This window comes from Proteus sp. LHD240705 (assembly GCF_047921555.1).
In the GTDB taxonomy this organism is placed as follows: domain Bacteria; phylum Pseudomonadota; class Gammaproteobacteria; order Enterobacterales; family Enterobacteriaceae; genus Proteus.
Genome location: NZ_JBLRMI010000003.1, coordinates 75,926 through 88,743, shown reverse-complemented (window position 1 = coordinate 88,743; position 12,818 = coordinate 75,926). Strand labels below are relative to the sequence as shown.

General features: G+C 38.3%; 12 protein-coding genes. 5 read left to right on the top strand and 7 right to left on the bottom strand.

The features are described 5' to 3' along the window. Positions 1-7: 7 nt before the first annotated feature. From ACNART_RS06510 to ACNART_RS06500, 3 genes are read left to right on the top strand one after another with little or no spacing between them, the layout of a single operon-like run. Positions 8-2,590, top strand: a complete 2,583-nt coding sequence (locus ACNART_RS06510; RefSeq protein WP_416303480.1) for a DUF5682 family protein — start codon at positions 8-10, stop codon at positions 2,588-2,590. Continuing rightward, a complete protein-coding gene (locus tag ACNART_RS06505; protein WP_416303479.1) occupies positions 2,577-3,731 on the top strand; it encodes a VWA domain-containing protein in 1,155 nt (384 codons plus the stop codon). The genes ACNART_RS06510 and ACNART_RS06505 overlap by 14 nt, the downstream gene beginning before the upstream one ends. Then, complete coding sequence (locus tag ACNART_RS06500; RefSeq protein WP_416303478.1) at positions 3,728-5,800, top strand: SWIM zinc finger family protein; 2,073 nt, start codon at positions 3,728-3,730, stop codon at positions 5,798-5,800. Before ACNART_RS06505 ends, ACNART_RS06500 begins: the two co-directional genes overlap by 4 nt. 94 nt (positions 5,801-5,894) lie before the next feature. Here the strand turns inward: ACNART_RS06500 and ACNART_RS06495 are convergent, their stop codons facing one another. The 7 genes from ACNART_RS06495 to seqA all read right to left on the bottom strand — a co-directional run bounded on the left by ACNART_RS06495 (position 5,895) and on the right by seqA (position 11,017). Continuing rightward, on the bottom strand, positions 5,895-6,638 hold the full coding sequence (locus tag ACNART_RS06495; protein WP_109373941.1) for a type 2 GTP cyclohydrolase I: 744 nt from the start codon (positions 6,636-6,638) through the stop codon (positions 5,895-5,897). A 222-nt stretch (positions 6,639-6,860) separates the two neighbouring features. Continuing rightward, positions 6,861-7,067, bottom strand: coding sequence for a YbfA family protein (locus tag ACNART_RS06490; protein WP_036912074.1), 207 nt, complete (start codon positions 7,065-7,067; stop codon positions 6,861-6,863). Between the two features lie 367 nt (positions 7,068-7,434). Beyond that, a complete protein-coding gene (locus ACNART_RS06485; RefSeq protein WP_198620407.1) occupies positions 7,435-7,728 on the bottom strand; it encodes a type II toxin-antitoxin system RelE/ParE family toxin in 294 nt (97 codons plus the stop codon). Then, positions 7,721-7,963 carry a type II toxin-antitoxin system ParD family antitoxin gene (locus tag ACNART_RS06480; RefSeq protein WP_109373939.1) on the bottom strand — a complete coding sequence of 81 codons (243 nt, stop codon included), beginning with the start codon at positions 7,961-7,963 and terminating at the stop codon, positions 7,721-7,723. The genes ACNART_RS06485 and ACNART_RS06480 overlap by 8 nt, the downstream gene beginning before the upstream one ends. A 157-nt stretch (positions 7,964-8,120) precedes the next feature. Then, positions 8,121-8,603: a DUF1456 family protein gene (locus ACNART_RS06475; RefSeq protein WP_098943871.1), complete on the bottom strand. Its 483-nt coding sequence runs from the start codon at positions 8,601-8,603 to the stop codon at positions 8,121-8,123. A 147-nt stretch (positions 8,604-8,750) separates the two neighbouring features. After that, positions 8,751-10,391 (bottom strand): phosphoglucomutase (alpha-D-glucose-1,6-bisphosphate-dependent), encoded by a 1,641-nt coding sequence (gene pgm, locus ACNART_RS06470; RefSeq protein ID WP_416303477.1) that lies wholly within the window; start codon positions 10,389-10,391, stop codon positions 8,751-8,753. A gap of 74 nt (positions 10,392-10,465) precedes the next feature. Further along, the gene (gene seqA, locus ACNART_RS06465) at positions 10,466-11,017 is read right to left on the bottom strand and encodes a replication initiation negative regulator SeqA (RefSeq protein WP_196573948.1); all 552 of its coding nucleotides are present in this window, start codon (positions 11,015-11,017) and stop codon (positions 10,466-10,468) included. A 460-nt stretch (positions 11,018-11,477) separates the two neighbouring features. Between seqA and ybfF the strand changes: the two genes are divergently transcribed. Together ybfF and ybfE are read left to right on the top strand one after the other, a co-directional pair. After that, entirely contained in the window at positions 11,478-12,260 is a 783-nt protein-coding gene (ybfF, locus tag ACNART_RS06460; RefSeq protein WP_368927206.1) for an esterase, read from the top strand. Between the two features lie 211 nt (positions 12,261-12,471). Further along, positions 12,472-12,780 carry a LexA regulated protein gene (gene ybfE, locus ACNART_RS06455; protein ID WP_109373935.1) on the top strand — a complete coding sequence of 103 codons (309 nt, stop codon included), beginning with the start codon at positions 12,472-12,474 and terminating at the stop codon, positions 12,778-12,780. The last annotated feature ends 38 nt before the right edge of the window (positions 12,781-12,818 follow it).

Sequence of the window (12,818 nt, the reverse complement as noted above, 5' to 3'; positions counted from 1 at the left end):
CGACACGGTGACGCTACCTTCAATACCTTTGCCAGAAAGAATTGACCAAGCACGACTGAAATGGACGTCGTTACAGCAACAACATCTCTATTTTGCCCCTATACGCCACCATAGTCCTGCTTGTGCTTATGCGGTTTTATCATTAATTGATTCTGTAAAACCTGATTATATTTTAATTGAAGGTCCAGATACCTTTAATTCGCTTATTCCTAGCCTAACAGATAAAGATACCCTGCCTCCCGTTGCGATTATGGGACAAGCAGAGTATTTGCATAATGATGGAAACCAAGAAGAGCGAGAAAAATCACTTCACTCTGCCTATTTTCCATTTTGTGAATATTCGCCTGAATGGCAAGCTTTACGGGGTGGTTTGCGCATCAATGCCAAAACACGTTTTATCGATTTACCTTGGGCAGCACAAATTAATAACGAAGAGTATAGCGACTCACAAAGTCGTAGCTTACAAAAAGAACGTTATTTAGCACATAGTCAGTTTATCGCGCAATTAGCCAAAAAATGCCACTGTCGTGATCATGATGATGTTTGGGAGCATCTTTTTGAATTACGCAGTATCGAAGCCTTAGCAGATTGGCAAACACTGTTTAATGACACCTTTATTTGGTGCGCACTTGCGCGCCTTGATTATGAACCTGAGGTGCTTGAATCTGAGGGATCTTCACAACGTGAAGCGCATATGCTCACTCATATTCAGGCAATCAAAAACCAAGAGCCGAATGCAAAGATTTTAATCGTCACGGGCGGATTTCATACCCTTGCGTTAATTGAAGGTCTAGCGCATTCACAACCTCACTCTTTCGCCATTTCTAGCACAGAACAAAAGCAATTCACTAAAATGCAAAAAATGGGTGAAAAAGAACAAGCTTGGCTTATTCGCTATAGTTTTGACAGATTAGATGCACTTAATGGCTATGCTTCAGGCATGCCATCACCCGCCTTTTATCAACAAGCTTGGCAAAGTTTGATGCAACAACATCATGATAAATTAGAGCATAATGATGCGGCAAAACAGCCAACCCAAGTTTATCGCAATAAAATGGGGATCGCTTTTCTAAGCTCGGTAGCTCAGGCTATCAGAGAAAAACAATTTGATAATCCCCCTAGCTATTTAGCCGTAAAACTCGCGGCTGAACAAAGTTTACGCCTCGCATTACTAAGAGATCACGCAGGTACAGGTCGCTATGACTTGCTTGATGGTTTACAAAGTGCCTTTATTAAGGGCAGTTTAGATGATAGCCAAAGCGAATTATGGGCTGAAATTAAAACCTGCTTTTCAGGCTATCTCTTAGGTAAAATTCCATTAGGTACGGCAACTCCGCCTTTAGTCAATGAAACTTATGAGCGCGCAAGAGCATTTCGCTTCAAGCTAGATGATACATTAGCAAAAACCACTAAATGTGATGTTTACCGTAATCCGCAACACCGATTAAGAAGCCGTTTTTTACACTTATTAGCCTTCTTAGAGATCCATTTTGCACACCGTGTTAATGGCCCTGATTTTCTTTCTGGTCATCAATTAGATCTGCTATTTGAAGAGTGGCAATACGCTTGGACACCCAATGTGGAAGGCGAGCTAATTTCATTATCAGAGAAAGGCTCTCAACTTGAAGCCATCGCCCTAAATAAGCTGTTATCAATGGAAAAACAGCTCGAAGAACAAGGGCAAAGCCGTTCAAGTCAGAGTGCGGTCACGTTATTAATCCAAGCGGCATTAATAGGGCTTCACCAGCGCATACCATCACTTTTTAAACTATTAGATAGCTATATTCAGCAAGATTTTCGTCTTGAGTCACTCACTCAATGTGGGCATAAACTGATCCATTTATGGCGGGGTCGCCAATATCTTGACATTACTGATGAACTTTCACTTGAAAATCGCCTATATCAAGTTATTCCACAAGCTTTCTTTTGTTTAGAACAACTGGCTCAAGGTGATGAGCAACAGCAAGAAAGCCATTTACAAGCTCTGCTCTCTTTGCGTGAATTGATTGAATTTATGCCATCACTCAATAATCAGCATGATTATAAAAGTGATTTCTATCAGCAACTCAATCGCCTTGATGGTCAATTAGATGCTGTGCCTTTATTAAAAGGTGCGGTAGATGCATTACGTTATTTAGGTTCATATATTGACGAAAATACGTTGGTGACCGCGCTAAATACAACCTTTAGTACAGGCAGTTCTCCCGAGCATGCCATTGGTTATTTCGTCGGTATGATGCGAACTGCACCAGAGCTGGTGATCCGCCTACCGTTATTAGTCGATCACTTAAACACCTTGTTGCAACAATGGGATGAAGAACGATTTATTCAGATCTTACCTGATCTGCGTTTTGCCTTTAGCCAACTTAATCCCAAACAAAATGCAGAGCTTGCACAATATATTGCCAATGATATTGGTTTAGATACGCAAGCGTTATCTTTGTGGCAGTCAGAATTTAGTGCTAAACAGATGCTTGAAGCCACTAAACTCAATCAAAAATTACAGCAGCGAATAATGGAACAAGGCATGATTTCTTGGTTTGATGCTAAGAAAATAGAGAAAGGAGATACGGCTCATGAGTCAGCATAATGACGATATGCCTGAAGATAAAATAAAACAAGCAAAACGCTGGCGTCTGATTTTAGGTCAATATGCTGATGATGCTCTTGGACAAGCGACTTTTAATGCTGATGATTTAAAAGTGGAGCGCACGCTCGACTTTCTCTATCGCCGAGAATATCAACGCAGAGGTCTTCGCCAAGAACGAGGACGTCATGGATCACTCGATGCATCGCAACTTACTGCGGTAAACTGGCTAAATCAAGCTCGTAAGCTATTTCCTAATAGCACATTTGAACGAATGCAATCACAAGCTATTGAGCGTTATCAAATCAGTAGTTTTCTTAAAGATCCCAATACGTTAAAAGCAATGGAGCCAACAAAAGCGTTAGCTAAAACATTATTAAGCTTACGTGGGCGAATGAGTGAAGAAACGCGAGATGCGGTTAAAACCATTATTCGTCAAGTGGTTGATGATATTTTGCGCCAAATTCGCAATAACTTTCGCCAATCATTAACGGGACGTCGTAATCGCTTTAGACGCTCTTTGGTGCCTAACAGTCGCAACTTTGATTGGCGCGCAACCATCGCTGCAAACTTAAAACATTACGATACCCAAAATCGTCGCTTAGTGATTGAAACACCTTATTTTAACTCACGGATGCAACAGCATTTTCCGTGGGATGTCATTCTTTGTGTTGACCAAAGTGCGTCAATGTCTAGCTCAATTATGTATGCCGCTGTTTGCGCCAGTATTTTAGCTTCTTTACCGGCGGTTAATGTCTCTTTAGTGGTTTTTGATACCCAAGTTGTCGATTTATCGCACTTAGCAGACGATCCCGTTGAAGTTTTAATGACGGTACAATTAGGGGGCGGTACGGATATTGCAGGTGCAATCCAATATTGCGAAAGCTTAGTTAAAAATCCTAAACGCACGGTTATTTCACTTATTAGTGACTTTGAAGAAGGTGGCTCCTTAAATCGCTTATTAGATTGCACACAGCGCCTTAATAGCCAACAAGTTAAATTATTAGGGCTTGCGGCTCTTGATGATGAGGCTCAACCTGTTTATGACTCTGCGATTGCACAAAAACTTGCAGACAGAGGCATGCAAGTTGCAGCGTTAACACCTGAACATTTCGCACAATGGTTGGCAGAGGTAATGCAATGAGTTGGCAAACTGTTTACTTTCATTACGATGAAGATGCGCTCACTGTATTTGCTAATGCAGGATTATTAAGACGCGCAAAAAAAGATGTTGATAACGAAAAAGTTTCGCTCACTGATGCTGATACAGGGCAGTTCAGTAGTGATGGGCAAAATGTTGTTTTACACGAAGCAGGTATTCAACAAGCCAGTTGTGATTGTTCTGCATCAGGGTGTTGTAAACACATTTTAGCGGCCGTTTTATGGCTACAAGCCAATAATAGTGCTGATAATTCAAATGACGATAAAAGTGGTGAAACATCTTCAGAAGCCATTGTTGAACCTATCGAAATCGCCCCTCTGTTACCCACGCTATTGGCGCTTGATCCGGAAGCATTAATCAAAAAAGCCGGGAAACCCGCCTGTCGTGTGGCGATTAAATTAGTTGAGCAATGGGAAACGACAACATTAAATTTAGAAGACACAGGAACACAGTTAAAAATTAAACTCCCTGATGTTGAAGAGCCAGTTATTTTCTTACAAGGTAGTGGTTACGATGGCATGTTATCGCCTTTTTCTGACTCACAGAAAAAAGCATTCCATCTCGCTATTGTGGCTAAAATATTTGAACAACATGCTCAACCATGGGGTTGGCCTGAAGATTTAATCACAGTGCAATCTTCAAAGCGCCCTCTCAATGAAGAAGAGTCCGCGTTAATTACGACGGTTGAACAATTTATTTATGATTTGTTGCGCCAAGGGCTATCACATATCAGCTTAAGCAGTGCCACACAGTTGCACTTGTTGAATATGTCGGCTCGAGCAGAAGGTTTACCTCGTTTAGCGTCTTATTTGCGAACATTAAGCACCCAAGTCAAACTATTGGCAGAAAGACATTTCACGATGGATGAAAGCAATGTCTTGCGCTTGTTAGCTCATATTTCAGCTTATCTATTCCAATTGACCAATGCGACACCTGAACAGTTAAAAATGTTACGAGGACAACTTCGTCGTCAATATGACGATAAAAACATGAGTCTCTCGCTTATTCCTGTTGGTGCAAACTGGTGGACGGCACAAAGTGGTGCATTAGGCGCAACTTTTACCTTCTGGGATAAAGAAGAGAAACAGCTCTTACAAGCGACACAAGCACGCCCTAATCAACTTGATACTCTGTTTAACCGTTATAGTGTTTGGAATAGTTTATCGTTATGGAAACAAACATCCGATAAATTAATGCGTCGCCCTTTTTTATTACAAGAGCCTCGTATTTCTGATGAAGGAAAACTGGCGACTATTGGCGAAAGCTTTGCACAAAACCAAACTGATTTTCTTGATATTACGGATTATCGCACCCTACAAACTGAATTAGGGATCAACAATTGGCAAGAGTTGCCAGACTATTTTGCTAATCAACCTGAAGGATTTCTTTCTCCTCTCGTCTTACATATCAAAAGCTATAAGCCATTAATTTGGTATGAAATAGAGCAATGTGTTATTTGGGATGTTTCAGATAATCATGACAATTCAGCCTTCTTACGTCTTTACTGGGAAGGAACAATGCAAAATAATCTGGAAGAATTACGTTATCTCACTAAACGAGAATTAGAGATAGTCGCAGTCACTGTGCAACCTGTTCGACGTGATTTAAATATAGATTTATTGCCAACGACCATTTGGCTTAAAACGACAAAAGGCATTGAACTATTTTATCTTGATTTTGACCAATTTCCGCGTAAGAAAAAACAATCAGAGTTTATTAGCCGTATTCAAGAATATATGGCTAAACGTAAGCAACAAACAGCAATGCATCACAGCGAGCCGACCTTGGCACAAAAATTCTGTCGCCCTATTTTGTCAGTATTAGAAGCCCAAGCATGTACTGGGAGAGAATTGCTTTCTGAAATGCAAAAAGAGCAGTTAGAGATAAGCAAGCATACTGCTGACGATTTAGGAATGACATTAATTGCCAACCAATTAGCTCGTTATCTGACATTAACGACACGAGATCCACAAGCTTTATTACAGTTAATTTGGCTATGCGATAATCTGCAACAATTACAAAGCCCATTACCCATTCAGCTTAATGAGTAATAATAAGTAGTAATAAGTAGTAATAAGTAGTAATAAGCAAAAAGCTATCTCTCTTTAATTAGAGAGATAGCTTATAGGATAAGAATAAATAGGCTTATGCTGGATTATCAATATCGACAAATGTCACATCGAAGTGATGTGTTTGAGCAAGCCATTCACCTAATGCTTTAATACCATAACGCTCTGTCGCATGATGTCCTGCTGCAAAAAAATGAACGCCCATTTCTCTTGCGATATGAATAGTTTGTTCCGAAACTTCACCAGTCACAAAAGCATCCACACCCTGCTCTGCTGCATCTTGAATAAAGCCCTGTCCACCGCCTGTACACCAAGCAATATTACGAATAGTTTCAGGTGCATTATCACCACAATGCAATACATTGCGTTGTAATGCTTTTTCTAAACGTGCTTTTAATTCAAGAGGTGTTAAAGGTAAATCAAACACACCTTTAGGCACCAAAGGTAATATTTCACCTTCAACTTTAACGCCCATTTTTAACGCTAACTGAGCGTTGTTACCTAAGATTGGGTGAGCATCTAACGGCAAGTGATAACCAAAAAGATTAATGTCATTACAAAGTAATGTCTTTAAGCGATTACGCTTCATTGAGCGAATAACAACAGGCTCATTTTTCCAAAAGTAACCGTGGTGTACTAAAATTGCATCCGCGTTTAATCGTACAGCTTCATCAAGTAATGCTTGGCTTGCCGTTACACCCGTTACTATTTTTTGAATATGAGGGCGTCCTTCGACTTGAAGTCCATTAGGTGCATAATCTTGAAAGTTTTCAATGCTTAACTTCTCATTAATCACTAATTCCAGATCAGTATTCTTCATTTCATTTATTTCCCTGTTATCACGAATGCCACTATTTATCTAACAATAAGATAAATAGCAATAGATGAATCGCCTTCGTTTAAATGACTCATTACTGTTTATTGTAACGTAAAAATTGAAGGTTATTTACAGATAAGGAAAAACAAGAAGGTAGCACCAAAAAAGTGCTTAAAGAGGGATAAGAATAACGCCTACTTTTGCAGGCGTTATCTTAATATTCTGTTATTTGTGACTATTTAGTGCCACTTCTGATTTTGCCAACCAAACGGGTTTATCACTTGTTTTAGACCATACACGGTGTATATAGCTATAAAATTGTGCGCGTTTAGGATGAAAAATCATAACAGGAAATGCCACAACACCTAGCGCAACAGCACCAGTACGACGGGCTAAAACATGTTTTTTTGTATATTCGTTATAAGCTGGCATAGTGCTCTCCTGTATAGAGATTAATTTGATGACTGAAATTTTACCTCATTTGATGAAATTTTACTACTGATCAGACCACTTAATTCGTGCGAAAAATCACCTTTATTTTGCTTGATATGTAATTAAATTTCATAATGAAAACAAAAAAGAAACAAAAATGACACGATTATTAACAAAGTAAGATCAGTATTTTTACTTAATTAAGTTCATAATAAATAATTTCAGCCATATATTATCAGAAAGGAAAAAAATCAAATCGGTGAGGAGATATGAGATATTCGAGAATGAGGTTTACTGCTAAAAATACAGATCCACTGCTAAATAGTATTATGATGAACAATATATTCAACAGTGAATAATTAAATATTTATTCAGGAAAATCAAGAGAATCAACATCTATTGAATGGTGAATAAGGCGAGCAATAAATAAGGTATTATTCTTTGGTAGATAATAGATTGAGTGTTTTTTAAACTCCAATCGTCTCATACCATTACACACCCAACTACACTCTCGCCCAATCCAGGGTGCTCTAGCAAGTAGCTCAAATGTCCGTTTCAAGTCATCATGATATTTCTTTGCCTGAATTACACCAAATTGTTGTATGGTATAACGCGCAATTTGATAAATATCTTCTTCTGCTAACTCAGAAAGTTTATACATTTAAATCCTTTTCAGCTCTTGCAAAAATATCATCCATGTTATTTTTACTTTCTGGTGAATTCACACCATCTAGCACCATTTTACGAACTATTTGGATCCGTTCTTCTCTAATTTCCATCATACGTAAAGCGTCTCTTATTACTTCAGAGGTATTTCCATAACGTCCTGAGTTGATCATTTCACCAACAAAGCCATTAAAGTGTTCACCCAAAGTCACACTAGTTACTCGAGCCATAAATCCTTCCTACATTGTATTACTTAGTAATACAACATTAGCAGTAAATTCATTCTTTCGCCAGTTAATACCATAAAAAAATACCCCAAAATCGAAAACCAATTTTGGGGTATTATTTAATAAATAGAGAATTTTATATCTTAAAATACCCTAAACTTTATTTCTTAACCGTTTTGCCTTTACCGCGTAGGGTTTCGGTTAACCCTTTAAGGAAATATCTCACGAGTTGATCGCCACAGTTACGATAGTTTTTATGTCCAGGCTTACGGAATACTGCACTGAGTTCTGGCTTAGAAACACGGAAGTCTGCAAGCTCATAAATCTTTAAAATATCAACATCTTTTAACTCAAAAGCGACACGCAGTTTTTTTAAGATAATATTATTGGTTATACGTTTTTCAACTTCAGGTGCTGGAAAATTCTCATCTTTGCCACGACGATAAAAAATTAGACCATTTAAAAAATGCCCCATCGCATTATCGTCACACTCAACAAACTCAGGCTCATCGTCTTTTTTCAGCCAACTATTTACTAACTCTTTTGTGACTGTGAAATCAGCCAGTTTCATGATTTCAACAACATGTGCATCACTTAGATCCAGCATGTAACGTACACTTCGTAAAACAAAATTATTTTGCATTGTATTGATTATCCACTCTATTTTTAATTCTAAATCAACCTCAATGATGGATATCAATGCTGTGATCTAAAAATATTCAATAATTAAAAAAATACACTCTACCTTTAGGTAGAGTGTTATTCTATATAAATAGTTTATTGTACTAACTTATTTGTTAGCAAAAACATTATTTACTATTTCAATGGCTTCTTTTTCAATTAATTCACGATGCTCAGGGCCACGGAAGCTTTCACAGTAAATTTTATAGGCTTCTTCAGTGCCAGAAGGACGAGCCGCAAACCAACCGTAATCGGTCATTACTTTTAAGCCACCAATAGATGCACCATTACCTGATGCATGTGTTAAACGTGCAGTAATTGGATCACCTGCTAAGGTGCTTGCAGTCACCATTTCAGGTGATAAACGTGATAACAACGCTTTTTGTTCATGGGTTGCTGATGCTTGAATACGGTTATAGCTTGGTGAACCAAAACGTTGTGCTAATTCGTTGTAATGCTCTTGCGGATCTTTACCTGTTATTGCTTTCATTTCAGCAGCCAACAGACATAAAATGATACCGTCTTTATCAGTTGACCAAGGTTTACCATTAAAGCGTAAGAAAGATGCACCTGCACTCTCTTCACCACCAAAGCCAAACTCACCACTAAATAAGCCTTGAACAAACCATTTAAAGCCAACAGGCACTTCAACTAATTCACGACCTAAATCTGCTACAACACGGTCAATCATTGCACTTGAAACCAGTGTTTTACCCACTTTTACATCTTTAGCCCATTGTGGACGATGACGGAAAAGATAGTTAATTGCAGCCGCTAAATAGTGGTTAGGATTCATTAAACCAGAAGGTGTCACAATACCATGGCGATCGTAATCAGGATCGTTAGCAAAGGCTAAATCAAATTTATCACGTAATTGTAATAAGCCTTCCATTGCCCATGGTGATGAACAGTCCATACGAATAACACCATCGTGATCAAGCGTCATAAAACGGAATGTCTGATCAACTTGATCGTTAACTAATTCAAGATCAAGATCATAATACTCACCAATACGTTTCCAGTACTCAATGCCTGAACCGCCTAATGGGTCAACACCTAATTTTAAGCCCGCTTTCTTAATTGCTTGCATATCAACAACGTCACCTAACGCTTTGACATAAGGCATAATTAAGTCTTGTGCTTGAATATAACCACTTGCTAATGCTTCATCATAAGAAAGACGATTGATCCCTGCTAAATTGTTCTCAAACAGTTCATTGGCACGTTTTTCAATCACTGAAGTTAAATCGGTATCAGCAGGTCCACCATTTGATGGATTATATTTAATACCGCCATCTTCGGGTGGATTATGAGATGGAGTGATCACGATACCATCAGCAATATCTTGATGTGCTTCGTTGTATGTCAAAATAGAAAAAGAGACTGCCGGTGTTGGTGTATAGCCATTATTTTCTTGAATAATCACTTTAACTTTATTGGCAGCAAGTACTTCTAAAACAGAAATAAATGCAGGCTCTGACAGTCCATGGGTATCTTTACCCACGTAACATGGCCCTGTTACTCCATTCTTAGCACGTACTTCAGCAATAGCCTGTGCAATTGCCAGAATATGTGCTTCATTAAAGCTATGGCGATTTGCACTTCCACGATGACCAGATGTACCAAATTTCACACGATGAGCGTTATTGCTAGCTTGTGGTTTAAGTGAATAATATTGAGACGTTAATTGCGCCACATTAATCAGATCACTTTGACGAGTATGCTGCCCTGCTCTTGGATGAATTGCCACAAATCTTCTCCTATTTGACATCACAATCACGCTTTAAACAAAAGCCTTTGCAATGCATCAATTAACAATAGTGGTTAGATAGTTCCACACACCTTATCAATCTCATTTGCAGGGAATTGCATATCCTGCATGATGCTTTGTACCATCGTTCTCTTACGCTCTGTGTTCGAGTTAGTGATAACCCAAAACGGCGTGCCTGAAATATGGCGCGGTTTTGTATGACGTCCACTATCGAGTAATGTTTGTTCATCACCAGCAAAATAGATGCGTGTTCGTCCATGTACTGTTTCAGCAGATTGAGTAAAAGTAGCGCTATCTAGGCTATATAACGTAGAAAGGATCTGTAAAAAACGATCAACTGATTTTGTTTTTTCTGCATAACTGTCAGATAACAGCAGTTCTCGCATTTCACGGATCGGATTTTTTGCTGGTGTTATAGGTGTAGGTTCAGCTTCCTGTTTAATAACAGGTACTTGTACTGACTCAGTGACAACGACTGGTTGTACGGGCTGTTTGGCATCGAGCTTCAGTAGACGCCTTAAAATATCTGAAGCGCTTTCACCGATATGTCTAGTTTCGCTAGCAATATAGCGGTAAAGTTCGTCATCAATTTCTATCTTTTTCATTGCTACCCAGTACTATTTTCAAAAAAAAGTAATTAGGATTATAAGATATAATCTTTAAAAACAAAATAGGCAAAATTTCAATAACTTAAAGAGGATCTATTCAAGATCCTTCCATTTTAAAGGCTAAGCTCGGTATTTATCCTATTGTTTATCTTGGTATCATCTTCTATTCTTTGAACTTATTCGCACAAAGCCAGTTTTAAACGCCGCTATATCACACTACCCCAGCCCCCAAATAATATAAAATTCTAATTATTTATTTTTGAGCAATGTCAAGATTTCAACTTTTTGAATAAGTTTGGAATATACATCTGGATAATGGCATTTTTATGGTTTTTTATAAATTTCTCTTATTAATTATTTCTGAACTTCATTACTCTTTCATATTATTGCGATAAGTTGGCTTAGCATCTTGTGCATGTCATCATAGAAGAAAATCGCAATCATCTTGGTCATTAATATGAAACTCAATACATTACTAAATTATCAATTACACCAACCTGAAACGACACCTGTATCTAATTTACCTATCGTCTTGATCCATGGCCTCTTTGGAGATCTCAATAATTTAGGTGTTTTAGGTCGTGCACTTCGTCAAGATAATACCGTGATACAAATTGATGTGCGTAACCATGGACACTCTCCTCATAGCGAAAGTATGAATTATCAAGATATGGCGCAAGATGTGCTCGCATTGCTTGATAGTTTAACTATCTCAAAAGCCATTATTATTGGGCACTCAATGGGAGGCAAAATTGCGATGGCGATGACAGCATTAGCTCCCGAACGTATTGCAAATATTGTTGTGATTGATATGTCACCCGTTGCTTATAACGTTCGCCGCCATGACAAAATTTTTGCAGCGCTTGAAGCTGTAACAGAAGCTAAAGTCACACGTCGTCAAGATGCTGTGGAAATAATGCGTCCTTTTATTAAAGAGGAAAGTGTGATCCAATTTTTACTCAAATCATTCAAAAATGGTGAGTGGCTATTTAATTTACCTGCAATAAAAAATGCTTATTCAGACATTATTGGCTGGCAAGAGGTGCCTGCTTGGCATCATCCTGTATTATTTATTCGTGGCGGTTTATCACCTTACATTTTAGATGAGTATCGTGAAAACATCGCTCGTCAATTTCCGCTCGCGACTGCCTTTGTTGTCGCAAATACAGGGCATTGGGTACATTCAGAAAAGCCAGATACCGTTATTAAGGCCATTCGTCGTTTTTTAGAGAAAACTTAATTAATAAACTTAACTGCTTAAAATAACCCCACTGAAAAATAATAACTTAATAGAATGTATAATTATTGTGCTTAAAAATAGCGTCTGTTGATAAAAAGACCAAATCACAATAAGTTAAACTCAGGAAGCAGTGGCGAGACATCACTATGTGGGGTATTATTGGGCGTTTCGCAATTTAGTCATTGGTATACGCCCTTTCACAGCAAAATTTATGGCAAAAGAACAAACTGATCGCACCACACTGGATTTGTTCGCAGATGAACGCAGACCTGGGCGACCTAAAACAAACCCGCTTTCTCGGGATGAACAGCTTAGAATTAATAAACGCAATCAATTAAGACGTGACAGAGTTAATGGTTTACGTCGAGTTGAGTTAAAATTAAATGAAGATGCTGTAAATGCTCTCAATGAGTTGGCGACAGAAAGAAACGTCAGTCGTAGTGAACTTATTGAAGAAATATTACTAGAGCAATTGGCGCAAAATAACGCCTTAAAAATGCATCAAAACAAGAATAGCTAGCAGATAAACCACACAAATTCGACAGAATTAGCCTGCTA